At 68.6% G+C, this 19247-nt stretch carries 20 protein-coding genes; 3 read left to right on the top strand and 17 right to left on the bottom strand.

What is annotated here, in order from left to right:
- Positions 1-44: 44 nt before the first annotated feature.
- From CPY97_RS00755 to CPY97_RS00795, 9 genes are all read right to left on the bottom strand, one after another.
- On the bottom strand, positions 45-449 hold the full coding sequence (locus CPY97_RS00755) for a Fur family transcriptional regulator (RefSeq protein WP_096419972.1): 405 nt from the start codon (positions 447-449) through the stop codon (positions 45-47).
- The gene (locus CPY97_RS00760) at positions 446-1294 is read right to left on the bottom strand and encodes a metal ABC transporter permease (RefSeq protein WP_096419974.1); all 849 of its coding nucleotides are present in this window, start codon (positions 1292-1294) and stop codon (positions 446-448) included. The genes CPY97_RS00755 and CPY97_RS00760 overlap by 4 nt, the downstream gene beginning before the upstream one ends.
- Positions 1294-2217: a metal ABC transporter permease gene (locus CPY97_RS00765; protein ID WP_096419976.1), complete on the bottom strand. Its 924-nt coding sequence runs from the start codon at positions 2215-2217 to the stop codon at positions 1294-1296. The genes CPY97_RS00760 and CPY97_RS00765 overlap by 1 nt, the downstream gene beginning before the upstream one ends.
- 4 nt (positions 2218-2221) lie before the next feature.
- Complete coding sequence (locus CPY97_RS00770) at positions 2222-3043, bottom strand: metal ABC transporter ATP-binding protein (RefSeq protein ID WP_231923981.1); 822 nt, start codon at positions 3041-3043, stop codon at positions 2222-2224.
- A gap of 5 nt (positions 3044-3048) precedes the next feature.
- Entirely contained in the window at positions 3049-4155 is a 1107-nt protein-coding gene (locus CPY97_RS00775; RefSeq protein ID WP_096419980.1) for a metal ABC transporter substrate-binding protein, read from the bottom strand.
- A gap of 99 nt (positions 4156-4254) precedes the next feature.
- Positions 4255-5622 carry a dihydrolipoamide acetyltransferase family protein gene (locus tag CPY97_RS00780; protein ID WP_096419982.1) on the bottom strand — a complete coding sequence of 456 codons (1368 nt, stop codon included), beginning with the start codon at positions 5620-5622 and terminating at the stop codon, positions 4255-4257.
- Between the two features lie 17 nt (positions 5623-5639).
- On the bottom strand, positions 5640-6617 hold the full coding sequence (locus CPY97_RS00785; protein ID WP_096419984.1) for an alpha-ketoacid dehydrogenase subunit beta: 978 nt from the start codon (positions 6615-6617) through the stop codon (positions 5640-5642).
- Positions 6614-7729: a thiamine pyrophosphate-dependent dehydrogenase E1 component subunit alpha gene (locus CPY97_RS00790; RefSeq protein ID WP_096419986.1), complete on the bottom strand. Its 1116-nt coding sequence runs from the start codon at positions 7727-7729 to the stop codon at positions 6614-6616. Before CPY97_RS00790 ends, CPY97_RS00785 begins: the two co-directional genes overlap by 4 nt.
- Positions 7730-7763: 34 nt before the next feature.
- Positions 7764-8852, bottom strand: coding sequence for a histidinol-phosphate transaminase (locus tag CPY97_RS00795; RefSeq protein WP_231923982.1), 1089 nt, complete (start codon positions 8850-8852; stop codon positions 7764-7766).
- Positions 8853-8962: 110 nt separating this feature from the next.
- On the opposite strand from CPY97_RS00795, the gene CPY97_RS00800 reads away from it, so the two are divergent.
- Positions 8963-9361 (top strand): phage holin family protein, encoded by a 399-nt coding sequence (locus tag CPY97_RS00800; RefSeq protein WP_096419988.1) that lies wholly within the window; start codon positions 8963-8965, stop codon positions 9359-9361.
- A 19-nt stretch (positions 9362-9380) separates the two neighbouring features.
- Here the strand turns inward: CPY97_RS00800 and CPY97_RS00805 are convergent, their stop codons facing one another.
- A complete protein-coding gene (locus CPY97_RS00805) occupies positions 9381-10799 on the bottom strand; it encodes a hypothetical protein (RefSeq protein ID WP_096419990.1) in 1419 nt (472 codons plus the stop codon).
- Positions 10796-11062, bottom strand: coding sequence for a hypothetical protein (locus tag CPY97_RS00810; protein WP_096419992.1), 267 nt, complete (start codon positions 11060-11062; stop codon positions 10796-10798). Before CPY97_RS00810 ends, CPY97_RS00805 begins: the two co-directional genes overlap by 4 nt.
- A 123-nt stretch (positions 11063-11185) precedes the next feature.
- Here CPY97_RS00810 and CPY97_RS00815 point away from each other — a divergent pair, with 123 nt between their 5' ends.
- Both CPY97_RS00815 and purB read left to right on the top strand, forming a co-directional pair.
- Entirely contained in the window at positions 11186-11728 is a 543-nt protein-coding gene (locus tag CPY97_RS00815) for a low molecular weight protein-tyrosine-phosphatase (RefSeq protein ID WP_269457827.1), read from the top strand.
- Complete coding sequence (purB, locus tag CPY97_RS00820) at positions 11725-13110, top strand: adenylosuccinate lyase (protein WP_096419994.1); 1386 nt, start codon at positions 11725-11727, stop codon at positions 13108-13110. The genes CPY97_RS00815 and purB overlap by 4 nt, the downstream gene beginning before the upstream one ends.
- 12 nt (positions 13111-13122) lie before the next feature.
- Here the strand turns inward: purB and CPY97_RS00825 are convergent, their stop codons facing one another.
- The 6 genes from CPY97_RS00825 to CPY97_RS00850 all read right to left on the bottom strand — a co-directional run bounded on the left by CPY97_RS00825 (position 13123) and on the right by CPY97_RS00850 (position 19215).
- Positions 13123-13377, bottom strand: coding sequence for a hypothetical protein (locus tag CPY97_RS00825; protein ID WP_096419996.1), 255 nt, complete (start codon positions 13375-13377; stop codon positions 13123-13125).
- Positions 13374-13976, bottom strand: a complete 603-nt coding sequence (locus CPY97_RS00830) for a hypothetical protein (RefSeq protein ID WP_096419998.1) — start codon at positions 13974-13976, stop codon at positions 13374-13376. Before CPY97_RS00830 ends, CPY97_RS00825 begins: the two co-directional genes overlap by 4 nt.
- Positions 13977-14149: 173 nt before the next feature.
- Positions 14150-14632 carry a hypothetical protein gene (locus CPY97_RS00835; protein WP_197702236.1) on the bottom strand — a complete coding sequence of 161 codons (483 nt, stop codon included), beginning with the start codon at positions 14630-14632 and terminating at the stop codon, positions 14150-14152.
- Between the two features lie 346 nt (positions 14633-14978).
- On the bottom strand, positions 14979-16484 hold the full coding sequence (locus CPY97_RS00840) for a GMC oxidoreductase (RefSeq protein WP_231923983.1): 1506 nt from the start codon (positions 16482-16484) through the stop codon (positions 14979-14981).
- A 29-nt stretch (positions 16485-16513) separates the two neighbouring features.
- Positions 16514-17692, bottom strand: coding sequence for a glycoside hydrolase family 88 protein (locus CPY97_RS00845; protein WP_096420002.1), 1179 nt, complete (start codon positions 17690-17692; stop codon positions 16514-16516).
- Complete coding sequence (locus CPY97_RS00850) at positions 17689-19215, bottom strand: aldehyde dehydrogenase family protein (protein ID WP_096420003.1); 1527 nt, start codon at positions 19213-19215, stop codon at positions 17689-17691. Before CPY97_RS00850 ends, CPY97_RS00845 begins: the two co-directional genes overlap by 4 nt.
- Between the last annotated feature and the right edge of the window lie 32 nt (positions 19216-19247).

A 19247-nucleotide genomic window follows, 5' to 3' on the forward strand; every position in this document is an offset into this window, starting at 1 on the left:
ATGCGCACAAGAAGCCAGGCCGGGGCCTGACACAATCCTCTAGCTTACGGGCTATCGGGCGTTTCCGACAAACGCGAGCACGCGGGGCACAGGCCGAAGATGTCGACGACGTGCTCCGCCTTCGTGTAGCCGTGCTCGGCCGCGACCTGGCGAGCCCACTGCTCGACCGGGTCGGCCGCGATCTCTTCCGTCGCCCCGCAGCGGCGGCAGATCAGGTGGTGGTGGTGCGAGTCGGGAGTGCACGCCCGGTAGAGGGCCTCGCCGTCCTGCGTGAGCGTGTCGGCCTCGCCCTCGTCGGTGAGGTCGGTCAGCGCCCGGTACACGGTGGCGAGGCCGATCGTCGTGCCCGAGTCGCGCAGGGCGCCGTGGAGGGCCTGTGCGCTGATGAACCCGTCGGATTCGCCGAGGGCCGAGCGCACGGCCTCGCGCTGCCAGGTATTCCGCTTCATGACCCCACCAGGGTACGCGGAGTGCGGGAGGGCTGGGGAGCCGGGCGCCGCCCGGAGCCGGTGCGCAGCATCCGACCGACGAGCACGCAAGCGCCAACGACGAGCGCGATGACGACTGTGATCGCGCCACCCGCCGCGATGGAGAACGCGCGCGACAGGAAGACGCCCGCCACGGCGGATGCGGCCCCGATCACCGGAGCGAGCAGAAGCACGGCGTTCGTCGACGACACCAGCTGGCGGGCGGCGACGGCCGGGCCGACGATGAGGGCGATGGCGAGGATGGCGCCGATGGCGGGCATGATCACGACGACGGTGCCCGCGATGAGAGCGACGATCGTCGCCTCGGCAACCCACGGCCGGTAGCCGGCGGCGCGGTAGCCGAGCTCGTCGACGGTGGAGAAGACGAGGTGTCGGCCGCGCAGCAGGATCACGACCGCCGCGATGGCGAACATGATGGCCGTGAGGGTGATGTCGCCCCAGCCGACCGTGAGGATCGAGCCGACGAGGAAGCTCTCGACCGAGATCGGCAGCGACGGGTTCGCCGACTGCAACAGCGCTCCGAGGGCGAAGCCGAACGTCAAAACGACGCCGGCGGCGACCTGCGCGCCCTGGTCGCGGACGCGAGAGATCAGGGTCATCAGCGCCACCAACAGCACGCTGAAGACGGCTGCCCCCAGCACCACACTCACTCCGAGAACCGCGGCGACGACAGCGCCGGGAAACGTCGCGTGGGTGAGGGCCGTCGTGAAGAAGGCGCGGCGGCGCAGCACCACGAATGTTCCGACGAGTCCGGCGACGCCGCCGGCCAGCACCGCCTCGAGCAGCGCGCGTTCGAAGAAGCCCATCAGCGCGCCGCCTCGGGAACCGGCGCAGGCGCGGTCGACGCGCCGCGAGCATCCGCTGCCGTGTGTGCGGTGCGCGGACCGTGGCGGTGCAGCATGCTGGCGGCCAAAACGACACCGTAGATGACGACGAGCATCGTGATGACCGACGCGCCGCCGGCGAGCGGGATGCCCCAATCAACGGATGCGCGGAACCCGATCAGCAGACCGCCGAAGCCGGCGAGCGCCCCCGTCGCGATGGAGATCGCGACCATCCAGCCGATGCGGTGGGTGAGCAGGCGGGCGGCCGCGCCGGGCACCACGAGCAACCCGAGGGCGAGGAGGTTTCCGACGGCGGCGGTGGCGGCAACGATCAGCACGGCCACGGCGACGGTGAGCACGAGGTCGGTGGCCAGCACGCGGTGGCCGGCAGCGCGCGCGGCGAGCGGGTCGTGCGCGCGAAACAGCTGGGTGCGCCAGACGACGGCGATCGCGATCGTGGCAGCGGCCGCGACGACGACGGTCAGCGTCACATCGGCGTCGGTCACGGTGAGCAGTCGCCCGAACAGCAGTTCTTGCAGCTGGCCGACGTAGTCGGACTGGCGCGAGACGATGATGACGCCGATGCCGAACATGACGGTGAGCACCACAGCGATCGCGGAGTCGCTCGCGAGAGCCCGCCGGGTGAGCAGGGTGAAGGCAACGGCCGCAATTGCTGCGGCAACCAGTCCGCCCGGCACCAAGCCCTCACGGCCGCCCACGGCGAAGCCGATCACGATGCCCGGAAAGACGGCGTGCACGAGTCCGTCGCCGACGAACTGGAGCGACCGCAGGGTGACCATGACGCTCGCCAGCCCGAGGGCGACGGCCAACACGAGCATGACCAGCAGCGGCCGCTGCATGAACGGCAGCGCGAACGGGGAAAACAGCCAGTCGATCGCGGTCATGGTCTCAGGCGTGCCCGTCGTGCGGGGGCACGACGACGGTGTGTTCGTCGACCTCGACCTGATGTCCGGCGAAGACCCGCTCGAGGTTGTCGAGGGTGAGCACGTCGTCGCGGGGGCCGGCAGCGACCTGCACTCCGTTCACGAGTAGCACGCTGTCGCAGACCGCGCGGGCGAGGTCGAGGTCATGGGTCGAGATGACGAAGGCGACCCCCTCGGCCTTGAGCTCGCGCACGATGTCGAGCAGGGTGTCGCGGCTCGTCTGGTCGAGGCCGTTGAACGGCTCGTCCAGCACGAGTAGCCGCGGCGACGAGACGAGCGCGCGTGCGAGAAGTCCGCGTTGCTGCTGACCGCCCGACAGTCGGCCGAATCGCGTGCGGTGCTGCTCGGAGAGGCCAACCCGCTCGAGGGCCGCGTGCACGGCCGCGCGGTCGCGGCGACCGGGCCAGCGCCAGCCGAGCTTTCGGTATCGCCCCATCATGACGACCTGATCGAGCGTCACCGGAAACTCGGGGTCGAGGCCCGCGGTCTGCGGCACATAGCCGACGCTCACCCGGGCGGCAGCCGGCGTTCGGTCAAGCACCCGCAGCTCGCCGTCGGCGAGCTGGGTGAGGCCCAGCAGCCCCAGGATGAACGTGGACTTTCCGGCACCGTTCGGCCCGATCACGGCGAGCGCCTCGCCGGGCGCCACGTCGAGCGTGACGTCGCTGAGGGCGGGCGGGTTCGACCCGTACCGCAGCGCGACGCCGCGCGCGCTGAGCGCCGGACGCACGGCGACGGCCGGCTCCCGGGTGGGGGAGCCGGCCGTCGCTGGAGCGTCTGAGGTCACGCCCCTCATTCTGCCAATGCGGCGGGAACGGGGGCGGGTTCGGCGCCCCACGCCGTCACGAGAACCGTGACGTTGTGGATCATCGAGCCGATGTAGGTCTCGCCGGGCGAGCCGGCCGGTCCGAGCGAGTCGCCGTACAGACCCTCGTCGCCGCTCAGCACCTGGATGCCGGCTTCGCTGGCGATGGTCTCGGCCGCCGCGGGAGACAGCGTCGTTTCGCTGAACACGGTCGTGGCTCCGGATTCGCGGATGCTCGCGACGAGCCGGTCGATGTCGGCGGCGCTGACCTCGGCGTTGTCGTCGAAGCTCGGAATGATGGCACCGACGTACGTCACGTCGTAGGCGTCGACGAAGTAGCCGAAGGCCTCGTGGTTGGTGACGAGCAGCCGGTCGCTGGGGTCGACCGCGCTGATGCTCTCGATGATCCACGCGTCGAGCTGTTCGAGCTGGGCGATGTACGCGGCAGCGTTGGCCTCGTAGACCTCGGCGTTGTCGGCGTCGGCGGCCGCGAGGCCCTCGGCGATGGCCTCGACCATCGCGGCGGCGTTGGATGCGCTCGTCCAGATGTGCGGGTCGCCCCCGTCGTGCGCGTGGTCGTGGTCGTCACCCTCGGTGTGGGGCTCTTCCTCCGTCGACGCGGCCGCGACGTCTTCCTCGTGAGCGTGGTCGTCACCCTCGTGGCCGTGCGCATCCTCTGAGGCGAATTCGATGAGGCCGACCTGCTCGCTCGCGTCGACGGTCTCACCCGCGAAGCCCGATGACGCGATCGCGTCGTCGAGCCACTCTTCGAGGCCAGCACCGTTGATGACGAGCACGTCGGCGGCGGCGAGCGCCTGCAGGTCGGCGGCGGTCGGGTCGAAGCTGTGCGCGCTCTGGTTCGGCTGGATGAGCGCGGTCACCTCGGCGAGCTCGCCCGCCACGCGCTCGGCGAACTCGGCCGTGTGCGTGGTGCTCGCAACGATCGTCAGGGCGGGCTCGACGGCGGCGGGGGTGTCAGCGTCGGCGGCCGGCTCGGCCGTCGCGCAGCCGGCGAGGCCGAGGGCGAGCACACTCGAGGCGAGCAGGGCGGGAAGCGCGCGACGGGTGCGGCGCGAGGTCGAAAACGACGTCATGACGGACTCTCTAAGGAGGGGGCGATGGGACTCCCCGAGCGTACGTCTTACTGATAACGATTGTCAAAACGGTTCTCATTAAGAACCGGATGCGCGCGTTCAGTCGAGCAGGAGCGCCGGCTCTTCGATGATCGACGCGACGTCCGCCAGGAAGCGGCTCGCGACATCCCCGTCGACGACGCGGTGGTCGAAGCTCGCGCCGAGCGTCGTGACGAAGCGCGGGCGCACCTCCCCGTCAACGACCCACGGCTTCTGCTTGATCGTGCCGAGCGCGACGATCGCGACCTCACCCGGGTTCAGGATCGGCGTGCCGGTGTCCATTCCGAAGACGCCAATGTTGGTGACCGTGATGGTGCCCTCGGCCATGTCAGCCGGCTGCAGCTTGCCGTCGCGCGCGGTGATCGTCAGTTGCTCGATCGCCTGGGCGAGTTCGCGCAGGCTGAGTTCTTGGGCGTTCTTGACGTTCGGCACGACGAGCCCGCGCGGGGTGGCGGCGGCGAAGCCAAAGTTCACGAAGTGGTGAACGATGATCTCGGTGTCGGTCCAGGTCGAGTTGACCGTGGGGTTGCGGCGTACGGCCCAGATCATTGCCTTCGCCATGACGAGCATCGGCGACACCTTGACGCCCGCGAAGTCGGGGCTCGCCTTCAGTCGCTTGACGAACTCCATAGTGCGGGTCGCGTCGACATCGACGAAGACGCTCACGTGCGGGGCGGTGAACGCGCTCTTCACCATGCCGGCCGCGATCGCCTTCCGAACGCCCTTGACGGGGATGCGGTCCTCACGCGCCGTCGGCTGCTCGGGCGTCGTGATGTTGCGGAACACGCTCGCCTGCTGTGCGTGGCGAATGACGTCGTCGCGCGTCACCTCGCCCCCGATGCCGGTGCCCGCGACCTGGGCGAGGTTCACGTCGAGGTCTTTGGCGAGCTTGCGGATCGGCGGCTTCGCCAGCACGGGCGCCGCCTCGGCGACGGGAAGGGATCGCGGCCTCGGTGAGGCAGCCGCGGCCTCCTCTTGCGGCGCGTGGTCGGTCACGCCGACACCGGCCGAGCGGCGGCGGCGCGAGACCACATGACCGCCCTTCGATCCGTAGCCCACAAGCACGGCGCCGGAGCCGGAGTCGGCGCCCGCGCGGGACTCTTCGGAGGCGACCGTTCCCTTCGTGTCGGCGACAGCATCCGCCGTTTCGGATTCGGCGGCGGTCGGAGCGGGAGCCGCAGCATCCGAGGCCCCCCGCACGCGGATGATGGGGGTGCCGACCTCGACGGTGTCTCCGGCGGCGACGAGCAGCTCATCGACCGTGCCCTCGAAGGGGCTCGGCAACTCGACGAGCGACTTGGCCGTCTCGATCTCGACGATCACCTGGTTGACCGCGACAGGGTCGCCGGGTGCCACCTTCCACTCAACGATTTCGGCCTCGGTCAGACCCTCGCCGACGTCGGGGAGCGGGAACTCGGATGCGGTCACGGTGTCCTCCAGGCGGCTCAGTAGGCGAGCGAGCGGTCGACGGCGTCGAGGATGCGGTCGACGTCGGGAAGGTAGGCGCCCTCGAGCTTGGCGGGCGGGAAGGGGGTGTCGAAACCCGACACGCGCACCACGGGAGCCTCCAGCGAGTAGAACGCACGCTCAGACACGGTCGCGGCGATCTCCGAGCCGATGCTGACGTTGCCGGGCGCCTCTTGCGCGACCACCAGACGACCCGTGCGACGTACCGACTCGAGCAACGGCCCATAGTCGATGGGGGAGAGCGAGCGAAGGTCGACGACCTCGATGCTCGTGCCCTCCTCATCGGCGAGGGCAGCGGCGTCCAACAGCATGCTCACCATGGCGCCGTGGCCGACCACGGTGACGTCGGTGCCGGTGCGCACGACCCGGCTCGCATGCATGCCGATGCCGGCCTCGTCGAGGTCGACCTCACCCTTTGGCCAGTAGCGACTCTTCGGCTCGAAGAACAGCACGGGGTCGGCGCTTGCGATCGCCTGCTGGATCATCCAGTAGGCGTCGTGCGGAGTCGCGGGGCTCACGAGCCGCAGCCCGGCGGTGTGGGCGAAGTATGCCTCGGGGCTCTCCTGATGGTGCTCGACGGCCCCGATGTGTCCGCCGTACGGCACCCGAATAACGACCGGCAGCTGCAGGCCGCCCTCGTGACGAGCCGTGAGCTTCGCCAACTGGGTCGTGATCTGGTCGAAGGCGGGGAAGATGAACCCGTCGAACTGAATCTCGACGACCGGCCGGTAGCCCCGCATTGCGAGCCCAATCGCGCTGCCGACAATGCCCGACTCGGCGAGCGGCGTGTCGAGCACGCGACCTTCACCGAAGCGTTGCTGTAGCCCCTCGGTCACGCGGAACACCCCACCGAGCAGCCCGATGTCTTCGCCCATGAGCAGGACGCGCTGGTCGGCCTCCATCGCGGCGGCGAGGCCGGCGTTGAGGGCCTTCGCCATCGTCATCGTCTCGGTCATGCCTGCTCCTCGAACGATGCCTCGTAGCGCGCGAGCCACTCGGCCTGCTCGGCCATGAGGGGATGCTCGTCGCTGTACACGTGACGGAACATGCTGTCCGCGGGCGGCGGCTCCATAGCGAGCGTCTGGCGCCGTGCGTCGGCGGCGAGATCCTCGCCCTCCTGGCGAACCTCCTCGAAGAACGCGGCGTCCACGCCGCGCGCCTTCAGGAACGTTTCGTAGCGGCTGATCGGGTCGCGCTCCTGCCAGTACGCGACCTCGTCGTTCGTGCGGTACTTGGTGGGATCGTCGCTCGTCGTGTGCGCTCCCATCCGGTAGGTGAGCGCCTCGATGAAGCGCGGTCCCTCACCGCTGCGCGCAGCATCCAGCGATTCGGCGGTCGCCGCGTAGCTGACGAGCACGTCGTTGCCGTCGATCTGCACGCTCGGAATGCCGAATCCGGCGGGGCGGCGGTAGAGCGGCGTGCGTGACTGCACACTGACGGGCACCGAGATGGCCCAGTGGTTGTTCTGCAGGAAGAACACCTGCGGTGTCTGATAGCTCTGCGCGAAGACATAGGCCTCGTTGACGTCGCCCTGGCTGGTCGCTCCGTCGCCGAAGTAGACGAGCACGGCGGTGTCACTTTCGGGGTCGCCGGTTCCGACGAGCCCGTCGAAGCGCACGCCCATCGCGTAGCCGGTGGCGTGCAGGGCCTGCGAACCGATGACGAGCGTGTAGAGGTGGAAGTTGCCGGTGTCAGCCGGGTTCCAGCCTCCGTGGGTGAGGCCGCGCAGCATCGCGATGATGCGCGTGAGGTCGAGGCCGCGCAGCCGGCCGACCGCGTGTTCGCGGTAGGCGGGGAAGATGTGGTCCTGTGCGCGGGCGGCGAATCCCGACCCGACCTGGGCGGCCTCCTGGCCGATGCTGGGAATCCAGAGCGCGAGCTGGCCCTGGCGCTGGAGGTTGCCCGCCTCCATGTCGAAGCGCCGGGTGACGGCCATGTGGCGGTAGAACTCACGCAGCGTGGTCTCGTCGAGCGCGTCGACCCGGTCGCGGAAGCGCTCCGTCTCGTCGGTGTAGCGGAGGGTTCCGTCGGGCGCGAGTAACTGCAGGGTCTCGGCCGTGTACGACATGGGTTCCACTCTAGGCGGGGGGCGGGGTCACGGTTCAGAGGTCGCGGACAACCTCGCCCGCTACCCGCAGGAGGGTCGGCACAGACGCATGCTCGGCGACGGATATACGGATGCCGTCCCCGGGGAACGCACGTCCGATGATTCCGGCCTTCTCGAACCGCTCCGCAACCTCGGTTGTGCGGTCGCCGGTGGGAAGCCAGACGAAATTGCCCTCGCTCGGCGGAATCGCCCACCCCTGTTCGCGAAGGGCCGTCTCGACGCGGTCACGCAGCACCACGAGTTCATCGACCTGGGCGAGGAGCTCGTCTTCGTGGTCGAGCGCGGCGAGCATGGCGCGCTGAGCGACCTCGGTCACCGACAGCGGGATCTGGGTGCTGCGCGCGGCGTCGATGAGGGCACGGTGCCCGACGGCGTAGCCCGCCCGCAGGCCCGCGAGACCGTACGCCTTCGAGAACGTGCGCAGCACGACCAGGTTCGGGTAGCGCCCGATCAACTCGGATCCGTTGACCGCCGTGCGGTCGCGGACGAACTCGGCGTACGCCTCATCGAGCACCACGAGCAAGTTCTTCGGCACGACGCGCATGAACGCCTCGAACTCGTCGGCAGCCACGGTCGTGCCGGTCGGATTATTCGGCGAGCAGACCAGCACGATGCGGGTGCGCTCGGAGATCGCCGCCGCCATCGCGGCCAGATCGTGCCGGAAGTCGGGCGTCAGCGGAACGGGAACCGCCGTGGCGCCGGCAATGGTCGTGAGCAGCGGGTAGGCCTCGAAGCTGCGCCAGGCGTACACGGCCTCGTCGCCGGGGGCACACGAGGCCTGAATCAGCTGCAGCAGGATCGACACCGAGCCCGCGCCGACAATGACCTCGTCGGGGTCGACGCCGTGGCGCTCAGCGAGGCGCTCGCGCACGGCGAGCGCCGTCGCGTCGGGGTAGCGGTTGGGCGACGAGTCGGCGATGGCCGCCATGACCGCCGGGTGCGCGGGGAAGGGGTTCTCGTTGCTGGACAGCTTGAAGGCGTCGGCCGACGCCTGGCGTCCCTGGCGGTACGCAGGCAGGGCGACGATCTCGTCGCGGAGCCGCACGGGCGGCCCGGCGGGGTTCGGATGCTCGGGGGCGCTCACGCGACCAGCGTACGCGGGCGCGTGGCGGGCATCCGCCAGGGAAACTCGTCGCTGGACGGTCACCGGGAATTCAGTGGACGCGCCCGAGTCCCGCCGACCAGAATGGGGGCATGTCCCGATTTATCGTGCGCCTGATCATCAATGCCGTGGCCCTCTGGCTGACCACCCTCATCGTTGCCGGGGTGAGCGTGGTGCCGTTCGGCGATGGCGACACGACCGCCGTCGTGCTCACCTACCTGCTGGTGGCGCTGATCTTCGGGGTGGTCAACGGGGTGATCGGCAACCTGATTCGCATCGTCGCCTTCCCGCTGTACATCCTGACCCTCGGGCTCATCGCGCTCATCGTGAACGGACTGCTGCTTCTTCTTGTCGCGTGGATCTCGAGCCTCATCGGCTTCGGTCTCGAGGTCGATGGCTTCTGGTGGGGCGTGTTGGGCGCAATCGTGCTCGGCCTCATCAGCTGGCTGATCGGCATCGTGCTGAAGCCACTGGTGGGAAAGACCCGCTAACGCCATCGGCTGAGCACGGCTATTGCGCATCCAGGATGCGCGTCGCCTCGTAGTGCCGCACGGCTCCGACCCCGGAAACGGTCGGAAACCGATCACGCGCTGCGACGAGGGCGGGATCGCTGCTCTCGTCGACCAGGGTCGCCGTGCCCTGATACGTGGCGGCGGCGTGGGGCAGAAACAGCTCGCCCGCGCCGTCGGGGAAGGCGCGCGTGGTCACGACGGTCGCGTTGGTCTCGCGTCGCACGCCCGACGCCGCGCTGATGATGTCATCGTCGTGTTCGATCACGATCGCCGGATAATCGCCGGTCACGGGAAAGTTGCCGAGTGGGCCGCCGATCGTGATGAGGCCGGCCGTGTTCCACGCGCCGCTCTCGGCGTGAACCACGGCCACCGCAGCACCCTGCGAGTGGCCCGTGAACACGACGGGGCTATCCGCGGTGGCGCCGGCGTCTCGCAGCGCGAGCTCGACGGCGCGGGCTGAGGAGGCGTCGGGCAGGCCGGCGACGAGCGCGCCGTTGCTCGCCATGTCGAAGGGGTTCGTGCCTCCGGCCTCGGCGGTGGCGTTCGTGCCCGCGATGTACACCTCGAAGTGCGGGCCGCGTGGCCCGTCGTAGCTCTCTACCCGCACCGGCGGGCCGCTGCTGTCGGGAAGCCTCGACACACGGTCACCCACCGACTGCGGTGGCGGGGTTCGTCTCTCGAGGGTGGAGGGCGCCGGAGTCGGAATGCCGCCGACGACGCTGACGCGTTCGACGCGGACAGGGGCCGTGCCGCGGATACCGATGATGGCGGCGAGCCCGGTGAGAACAGCCGCCGAACTAGTGACGCCCGTGAGTCCGAGCCCGGGTTCGCCGACGATCGGCACGAGCGCGGGCGGAACGCCGACCGCCCCGAGCGCGGCGTCGTCCAGCAGGGTCACGAGCCAGCGCGTCAGCGCAACGCCATCAGGGGTGGCGAGCCGCTGACCCGCGAGATCGAGTCCGCGCCCGGCGGCCGACCCCAGTGTCGTCGCCACGGCGTCGCGCAGGGGTTCGGGAAGCAGGTACGCGAAGCGAGCAGCCTGCAACGCTGCGGGCAGAAGCATCACCCCACCGGCGAGGGCCACACGAGCGCCGACGAAGCCGAGAAGCGCGGCCGCCTGACTCGCGGCTGCCTCAACAGCGCGCTGCGCGGCGTGGTCGGCGCCGACCATCAGATCAGCGACCGATGTCAGCGCCGTCGCCAGCGCCTCCAAGCGATGGGTCGCGTCTCGCGTCGCGACAACCGCGTGATCAAGCTGCGCGAGCGCATAGCTGTCGACACCCGGGCCGTACGCGCCGCGAGCCAGTCGCTCGGCGAACGCGCAGCGGTCGGCCTGCGCGCGCACCTGGATGCACATGGACTCGAGCACGGTGTCCGAGACCACGGTGGTGCCGGGCGCCGTGACCGTCAGCGTCATCGGCCACTGCCCGACTCGGCCGCACTCGCGAGAGCGGTGAAGTGTCGCCAGGCGTTCGTGAGCGCCCCATCCGCTTCGGCGAGCAGCGCCTCGATACGTCGCGCTTCGGCGTCGTAGACGACACGTATCGGCCCAGCAAAGCCCGCTCGCGACTCGGGACCGGGAAGCTGTGTCGGCGCCGTACGCACGATGTCGGCCGCGTGGGCGAGTTGGCGCTCACGCCTGCGTAGGTCAGCCGCCAGGAACGGATCGGGAGAATTCATGCCCGGAGGGTGCCTTGCCGGCGCGACGGCGAGCATCCCGTGCCTGCCGCGTGGGGTCGTATTCGAGCACATCGAGGATGGGGAGGAGTGTCGGGCCTTCGGCATTCCCGGCAGAATGGGCGGGTGAGCAGCCAATCGGACGAGGACGCGGAGGCGGACGGTCGCCCCCTCGCGCCGGTCTTCCGCATCTGCTTCGTCTGCACCGGCAACATCTGTCGCTCACCGATGGCCGAGGCGGTCATGCGGCAGCTGATCCGCGAACGCGGCTACGAGAAGCTCGTCACGGTTGAATCGGCCGGCACGGGCGAATGGCACGTGGGTGAGCCCGCCGACCCGCGCACCGTGGACGCGCTCGCCCGTCGCGGGTATGAGGCCGACGACCACCGCGCCCGACAGTTCGACCCGGCCTGGTTCGTCACCCACGACCTGGTGATCGGCTTCGACCGGGGGCACGAGCGCATTCTTCGCAGTTGGGCACCGAGCGAGGACGCCCGCGCGAGCGTGCAGATCATCACCGACGTCGACCCGGAAGGCGCGGGAGTCGACGTGCCCGACCCGTACTACTCCGACGCCGACCTTTTCGCCCAGGTGCTCAGCGTGATCGAACGATCGTGCCGCGCCCTTCTTCAGCAGCTCGAACCCGCACTACGACAGGGAGCCCGATGACCACCCTCAGCCCGCAACCGCTCAGCCCGCTCGACGGCCGCTACCGCAGCCAGGTCGGCGACCTGGGCAGCCACCTGTCGGAAGCCGGGCTCAACCGCGCGCGGGTGCACGTCGAGGTCGAATGGCTCATCCACCTCACCGACCGCAAACTGCTCGGCGCGCGTCGCCTGACCGACGATGAGAAGGTCGCTCTGCGCTCACTCGTCGAGGGCTTCGGCGATGACGACGTGGCCGCCCTGGCTGCGCGCGAGGCGGTCACGCGGCACGACGTGAAGGCCGTCGAATATCACGTGCGCGACCACCTGGCCGCGATCGGACTCGGTGACCTCGCCGAGCTCACCCACGTCGCCTGCACGAGCGAAGACATCAACAACCTCGCGTACGCCATCACGATCCGCGACGCGGTCGCCGGTGAGTGGATGCCCCGAGCCCGGTCGGTCGTCGAGGCGCTGCGCGAGCGCGCGCTCACGTGGCGCGCCGTGCCGATGCTCTCGCGCACCCACGGCCAGCCGGCCACGCCCACCACCATGGGCAAGGAGCTTGCCGTGTTCGTGCACCGCCTCGAGCGGCTGCTCACGAGCGTCGACGAGGTCGAATACCTCGGCAAGTTCTCGGGCGCGACCGGCACGTTCGCCGCCCACGTCGCCGCCGACCCGACGCACGACTGGCCAACGTCATCGAAGGAGTTCGTCGAGCACCTCGGCCTCACGTGGAACCCGCTCACCACGCAGATCGAGTCTCACGACTGGCAGGCGCAGCTTTACCAGCGCATCGCGCACGTCGGCCGAGTGCTGCACAACCTCTGCACCGACGTCTGGACCTACATCTCGATGGGCTACTTCCGGCAGATCCCGCAGGAGGGCGCCACGGGCTCGTCGACGATGCCGCACAAGATCAACCCCATCCGTTTCGAGAATGCGGAGGCGAACCTCGAGTTGTCGGCAGCGCTGCTCGACTCGCTCGCGTCAACACTCGTCACCTCGCGCCTGCAGCGCGACCTGACCGACTCGTCGGCACAGCGCAACATCGGCGTTGCCCTCGGCCACGCGTTGCTCGCACTCGACAACATCGTGAAGGGGCTCGGCGAAATCGCTCTCGACGAGGATGCGCTCGCCCGCGATCTCGAGGGCAACTGGGAGGTGCTCGGCGAGGCTATTCAGACGGTGATTCGCGCCGAGGTGACGGCGGGCCGCTCCACGATCAGTGACCCGTACGCACTGCTGAAGGAGCTCACGCGCGGCCACCGCGTATCGGGCGACGAGTTGCGGGCGTTCGTCGACGGGCTGGACGTCTCGGACGACGCGAAGGCGCGCCTCCGTGCCCTGACCCCGGCCACGTATGCGGGGCTCGCCGACGAGCTGACCGGCTACGTCGAGCGCTAACGGCGGCGAGCGCTACTGCTGCTCGCCGCCCTGCTGCTCGGCCGCCCAGCGCTCACCATCGGCCGGCCTATTGGGTGTGACCGCGAGCATCAGCATGGCGAGCACGAGCAGGTCAATGACGAAGGTCGCACCGAAGAAGATGACGGCGAGCAGCCAGTCACGGGTCACCATGAAGATGATGAGGCCGATGAAGGCGGCGACGACGGCGGCGAGGCCGACGAGCTCGCCGGGGCGCAGTCGTTCGCGGCGGGGCGTCTTGTCGGTCATGAGGCGGGGTGCTCCTTGGGGGTGTCGGCCCACTTCGCGCTGAAGCCGGCGATGACGAGGTAGACGCCGACGATGACAGCGTAGGCGCCGAAGAAGCCGACGGCGCTGACCGAGTCGCCCACGGCGACGAGGATCAACGCAAGGATGACCGTGCCCGCGCCGACGGTGATGCCGTCACGGGCGAGCGGCGAGATGCCGCGGTGGCGCAGACCCCACACGACCTCATAGGCGCCCGCGAACACGCCGTACGCGCCGAGCGTAAGCAGCAGGAAGGGCAGGAGGTTTCCCTCGAGACCTGCCACGAGGGCGAACGCGGCGGCGGCGGCGACGGCCGCGATGACCGACAGCCCACGGTGCAGTGACCGCAGCGGTTCACCGGCGCCGAGGCGCAGCGTCGTCAGGACGAGCACGACGGCACTCACGGCACCGAAGATGCCAAGCGAAACGAGGCCCATACTGGCCGAATGGTCGGGCGTGAACGTGATCACCAGGCCGACAATGAGGGCCGGAATGGCACGCGCGATGGGTGCGAGCCACGGTGAAGCGGATGCTCGTGAGCCGGTGTCGGCGTCACTCTCGGTGGATGGGGCGGTCACCATAGCTCACAAGCGTAGGGCCGGGAACCGTGAGCCTCCTGCATCGACCGGGTGAGGGAAAGCTCGGCCTGTAGGTTCCCGCTCGAGATGGCGGAGGAGGCCGGGAATCCACGGCACTTGGCAGCGATTTCGAGCCGGAGATTCCACGCGAAATGGCGGATTCCTCCGAAAGACCCCTACAGCTGTTCCAGCTCGCCGCGGCTATGCCCGTTCTGGCGGGGATGGTCGGGATCGCACCGAACACCGCCATCTGCTGGCGACGCTGACCTCACGCAGTGGGTCCGCTTATATCGCCCAGCGTTGATCCAGGCAGCACCCGGGCATTCTGATCGCGGAACAGCCACCGGGGCACGAGCCACAAAGTAGGCGACCATGCCAAGCAACTCGACGAGGGATTGGATGACGATCACGATCGCCGCGATCTCCCATCCCGCGGGCAGCGAGAGCGCAAGCGGGAGCACCACGAACGAGTTCCGAGTCCCGAAACTGAACGCGAGAGTGCAGCCCTGCACGGCAGGCAGCCGCAGGGTGACGGCCGTGAGCTTGGCGAGAGCAGCGGCGAGGACCAAGAACACCACCGCGGCGAGCACGACGACCGGGAGGACCTGCAGAGCGTCGCGCACGGCGCCGACCTGGGCGGCGGCGATCAGGAACACCATGGCAGGAGCACCTGACGACCAGCGCGAGCACCGATGAGGCCTACCGCTAACGTCGTGCGCCTGAGTCTCGTTGACGGGTGACTTGCCGGGGATGAGCACCGGGAGCATCCCCGCTATGGGACGTGCAGGTCTTCGCTGGGGGATGCGCAGCCGACTGAGGGCGCACAGTATGGGATGGGCACCAACACCCGAAAGATGGACGTCGTGCTGATCGAGGTTTGGCCGCTCGCTTCACGAAGGTTGGTCGGTGGAGCGAGGCTGGCGACAAGCAGTGCAGCGGTCACTGCCGAAGCCACGAGGACGCTCGCGAGGCTGTCATTTCCACGACTCGTTTGCTGGGTCGATCTCATGTGGATCCGATCCTCTCCGCGACTCGGAGCGCATTCGCCGCGATGGTGAGCGCCGGATTGAGGGCAGCCGAGGATGGGAAGAAGGAGCTGTCGACGACCCAGGTGTTCTCGACCTCGTGGAGTCTGCAGTTGGGGTCTAGCACGCTCGTTGAGGGCTCGACCCCGGCGACGATGGTGCCGCACTGATGTGAGTTGGTCTCGATCCCCATGCGCTGTGTCAGAACGATCGGATAGCCGGCTCGGCGGACGGCTTGCCTCATCCGCCGCACGAGTTCGCGGTGCGGCTTCATGTTCGTCGTCTGCCAGCGCACGCGAACATCCCCGTCCGTGGTGACGATGCGGTTCTCGGGTCTAGGGAGATCCTCGGTGGTGAGGTAGAAGTCGACGCTGTGGTCCGCGATCCAGCGCAGCACAAAGTTCGGCACCCAACGCCGGGCGCTCTTGAGCATCGGGGCGCGCAGCTTCCCGAGCATCTGCACGTTGCCGAGAGGGAACCGGTTGCCTCGGGCGCTCTTTCCACCCTCGTACCAGTCGTTCAGTCCGAGCGTCTTCTGCCATTGTGTGGAGTTCGTCCGGCGTGGGTCGATCGCCATGAAGAATGTGCTGTTGTGCACCATGTAGTTCCGACCGACCAGCCCTGTCGCGTTGCCCAGTCCGTGCGGGTGATGTGGTGAGGTGGAACGCAGCAGCAATGCGGCCGAGTTGACGGCGCCGGCAGAGACGACGAACTTCCTGGCCGTGATTCTCAACGGTTCGCCGTCGCGTTCGGCGAGGGCTGCGATCACCGTCCGGCCGTCGTCGGAGACCTCCAGCCTGGTCACGACCGTGCGGGTGAGCAGTTCGACGTTTCCGGTGTCCAGCGCGGGTTGCAGCGCACGGTTCTCGGCGTCAGACTTCGCGCCCGTCTCGCACGGTGCCCCGTCGCACCCGGTACACGCGGCCCTTTCCTCCGCGGTGTCCACGTCCAGCGCCGTCGCCATGTGGAAGGGGTGAAGGCCTTGCCGCCGGAAGTCCGCAGCGAGCCGCTCGATGGTCGGCTCGTGCTCGAGTGGCGGGTAGGTGTAGTCGCGTGAGTGCGGCGGCTCAGTGGGGTCCTCACCGTACTGCCCATGGGCGTGATACAGGGTCTCCGCGGCCGAGTAGTGCGGCTCGATCTCGTCATAGGAGAACGGCCACGCGGGCGACACCCCGTCGTGGTGGGGCGTGGACTCGAAGTCGCTCCTGCGGAAACGGGGAAGGCACGCGCCGTACACTTTCGTGTTGCCGCCGACCCAGTAGTACACACCGGGCCGGAAGCGGCGGCCAGTGCTGTCGTCGATCCAGTCCTCTGCGTTCTTGTAGCGGCCGCGCACGTGCACCTCGACAGGGTCGGAGTTCTCGGCCTCGCGCGGGAGATGGTCGCCGCGCTCGACCACGAGCACGCGTTCGGAGCCCTCTCGCAGCCCCCAGGCGAGTGTCGAGCCGCCCATGCCGGAGCCGATGATCAGAATGTCGGTGCTCACGACCCGAGGTGTGTCGATCGCAGATGCGGTCATGAGCCGGTCTCCTGGAACTGCTGCATCTGGTCGATGGTGTCGAGGAACCAGTAGTCTCCCCACATGACCGACTCGTCAACCCCGAGCCCTTTGCCCTCGTGGTAGGTCCCGTGCTTGACGATGCCCTCCCAGTCCTCTTCCGGTCGGGCGAGGAAGTGCGGGCTCGCGAGGCGTTCCACCGTGCGCACCGCATGATCGGCATAGACCCTCGCACGCAACGGGTCGCCAACCAATCCGGCGAGCTGCCACAGGCCACCTGCAGCGGCCGCGGCTGCGGATGACTCGTAGGAGTGGACGGGACTTGGCTCTTCCCAGTCGTTGGGGGGGATGAGCTCGCCACGAGTGTTGTCGATGTAGAAGTCAGCCGTCGCGATCGCCGTGGCCAGAAACCTTCGATCGCCGGTGAACCGGTAGACGGTTCCGAAACCGTAGAGCGCCCATGCCTGACCGCGAGCCCATGAGCCGTCGTCGGAGAAGCCCTGCTGCGTGGTCTGGCGGAGGAACGCACCCGTCTCGAGGTCGAACATCCCCTCATGCGACGCCGATCCGTCGCCTCGGATCAGATAGCGGCGCGTCGTCAGGCAATGCTCGATCGCAACCGCGGCAAGGTCCGTGTCGCCCGTCTGCTGCGCGGCGTACAGCGCCATGTGGATGTTCATCATGATGTCGATGAAGAGACTGTCCGGCTGCCGGAAGCTCGGCATGTAGCCGCCAACCGTGCGGTGTCTACTCGCGGTCGTCCGGCCTGCCTCGATCAGCACATCTCGCTTCGCGGGGTCACCGGACGCCTCGAACCAGCGTCGATACGTCGACCAGAACAGGAACCCGAGATCGTGCACGGTGTCGTCAGTCTTCCGATGCTCGATGAGTTCGGAGTAGTGCTCGGCCGCGGTGTGAAAGCTGTCCCGACCTGCCGGTGCCCGTCTGGACAGGAGCCAGAGTTCTCCGCCGAGGAACCCTTCGCACCAGTTGGTCCACGCCTCGCCGTCGATGACCCATCGTCCGCCCTCGGTGTAGAGCGGGAAATGATCAGGATGCTGTGAGATGAGCTTGTTCACCTTCGCAGTAGCGGTCGCCCACACGCGAGTGGCAACCGAGTCGAAGGACTCGGGGAGCCGGTAGTCGTTCGGGAGGACCAGCGGAAGGACGGTGGGAAGGACGAGGGGACTGCTCATCGTGCTCCCTTTCGCTCCGCGTCCGGCGCTGACACCCATCGGGTGTCACGTGGCCCGACCTGGAGCTGGATGGTCTTGAGCTCGCTGAACTCGGCGAGCGCCTGGCGTCCGAGCTCGCGGCCGATCCCGCTCTCGCCGTACCCGCCGAACGGGATCTCGGGGTAGCCGTCCATCCAGCGGTTGACCCAGACGGTTCCAGCGCGCAGATCGCGGGCCGCGATGAGCGCCTCGTTGATGTCGTTGCTCCAGATTCCCGCGGACAGGCCGAACGACGTGCTGTTGGCGATGCGGATGGCGTCGGAGAGCTCATCGAAGGGCAGCACCGACAGAACGGGTCCGAAGATCTCCTCCCGGGCGATGGACATGTCGGGTGTGACGTCCGCGAAGACGGTCGGCTGGTAGAACCGCCCCGCGTCGCTGCGCGCGGGTGCGCCGCCAGTGACCAGGCGGGCTCCGGCGGCGACGCCTTCCGAGACGTAGCGCTGGATGACGCCGAACTGCTCCTCGCTCACGATCGCACCGATCTGCGTCGCGCTGTCCAGCGGGTCGCCCAGTGGCACGTGGGCCGCGCGCTCCGCGACCGCGGCGGCGAACTCGTCTGCGATCGAGCGGTGGACGATGAGGCGGCTTCCCGAGTTGCAGCACTGGCCGACGTTGAAGTATCCACCGAAAACGGCGGCATCCACGGCGGCGGGCCAGTCGCAGTCCGCCGAGATGATCTGCGGGTTCTTGCCGCCGAGCTCCAGCTCCACCTTCTTCAGGCTCTGTCCGGCGCTCGCGGCGAGGCTGCGTCCGACCGCTGTCGATCCAGTGAAGCTGAGCATGTCGATGCCGGGGTGGTCGACGATCGCCTGTCCCACGCGGCGGTTCCCGGTGACCACGTTCACCACACCGGGCGGGAATCCGGCTTCGCGGACGAGCTCGGCGAGCATGACCGTTGTCGAGGAGGTGCTCTCACTCGGCTTGATCACCGCCGTATTGCCTGCAGCCAACGCGAACGGGAGCTTCTGGCTGACGATGAGCAGCGGGAAGTTCCACGGCGTGATCATGCCGATGACGCCGATCGGCTCATGGACGACCAGTGCGAAGGTCTCGGCGCCCAGGCCGTTGTGCGCATCGCCGTAGTTGTGCCGGGCCAGACTCGCGGAGTACGCCCACAGCTCCGCGGTCGACCGCACCTCGTTGCGCGATTGGGTGATCGGCTTTCCGGACTCGAGCGTCTCGGCGAGGGCAAGCTTCTCCAGGTCCCGGACGATCAGCTCCGACACCCGTTGCAGGAGCGCGGACCGCTGTGCCCCCGAGACGGTGCGCCATCCGGCCTCCAACGCCCGGCGCGCCGACGTCACGGCGCGATCGACATCCTCGCGGTCTCCCCGGGGAAGGGTGGACACCTCGATGTCGTGGGCGGGGCTCGAGCGCGTGAACGTCTCACCGCTCGCAGCGGGAACGCTCTCGCCGTCGATGACCATCTCGAGTGTGGTCGCCTCGATCTCCGACAGCGTGTAGTTCTTGGCCTGGTTCATGATCTCTCCTTCTGCATGTCGCTCTGGTCGCG

This window comes from Microcella alkaliphila, from assembly GCF_002355395.1.
Taxonomy (GTDB): Bacteria; Actinomycetota; Actinomycetes; order Actinomycetales; family Microbacteriaceae; genus Microcella; species Microcella alkaliphila_A.

What these genes read in the sequence shown, in the direction of transcription:
- CPY97_RS00850 (WP_096420003.1), bottom strand. Translation starts at nt 19,215, where the DNA reads ATGAACCAGGCCAAGAACTACACGCTGTCGGAGATCGAGGCGACCACA.
- CPY97_RS00800 (WP_096419988.1), top strand. Translation starts at nt 8,963, where the DNA reads ATGTCCCGATTTATCGTGCGCCTGATCATCAATGCCGTGGCCCTCTGG.
- CPY97_RS00835 (WP_197702236.1), bottom strand. Translation starts at nt 14,632, where the DNA reads ATGGTGTTCCTGATCGCCGCCGCCCAGGTCGGCGCCGTGCGCGACGCT.
- CPY97_RS00785 (WP_096419984.1), bottom strand. Translation starts at nt 6,617, where the DNA reads ATGACCGAGACGATGACGATGGCGAAGGCCCTCAACGCCGGCCTCGCC.
- CPY97_RS00805 (WP_096419990.1), bottom strand. Translation starts at nt 10,799, where the DNA reads ATGACGCTGACGGTCACGGCGCCCGGCACCACCGTGGTCTCGGACACC.
- CPY97_RS00765 (WP_096419976.1), bottom strand. Translation starts at nt 2,217, where the DNA reads ATGACCGCGATCGACTGGCTGTTTTCCCCGTTCGCGCTGCCGTTCATG.
- CPY97_RS00825 (WP_096419996.1), bottom strand. Translation starts at nt 13,377, where the DNA reads ATGACCGACAAGACGCCCCGCCGCGAACGACTGCGCCCCGGCGAGCTC.
- CPY97_RS00775 (WP_096419980.1), bottom strand. Translation starts at nt 4,155, where the DNA reads ATGACGTCGTTTTCGACCTCGCGCCGCACCCGTCGCGCGCTTCCCGCC.
- purB (WP_096419994.1), top strand. Translation starts at nt 11,725, where the DNA reads ATGACCACCCTCAGCCCGCAACCGCTCAGCCCGCTCGACGGCCGCTAC.
- CPY97_RS00790 (WP_096419986.1), bottom strand. Translation starts at nt 7,729, where the DNA reads ATGTCGTACACGGCCGAGACCCTGCAGTTACTCGCGCCCGACGGAACC.
- CPY97_RS00845 (WP_096420002.1), bottom strand. Translation starts at nt 17,692, where the DNA reads ATGAGCAGTCCCCTCGTCCTTCCCACCGTCCTTCCGCTGGTCCTCCCG.
- CPY97_RS00755 (WP_096419972.1), bottom strand. Translation starts at nt 449, where the DNA reads ATGAAGCGGAATACCTGGCAGCGCGAGGCCGTGCGCTCGGCCCTCGGC.
- CPY97_RS00810 (WP_096419992.1), bottom strand. Translation starts at nt 11,062, where the DNA reads ATGAATTCTCCCGATCCGTTCCTGGCGGCTGACCTACGCAGGCGTGAG.
- CPY97_RS00830 (WP_096419998.1), bottom strand. Translation starts at nt 13,976, where the DNA reads ATGGTGACCGCCCCATCCACCGAGAGTGACGCCGACACCGGCTCACGA.
- CPY97_RS00760 (WP_096419974.1), bottom strand. Translation starts at nt 1,294, where the DNA reads ATGGGCTTCTTCGAACGCGCGCTGCTCGAGGCGGTGCTGGCCGGCGGC.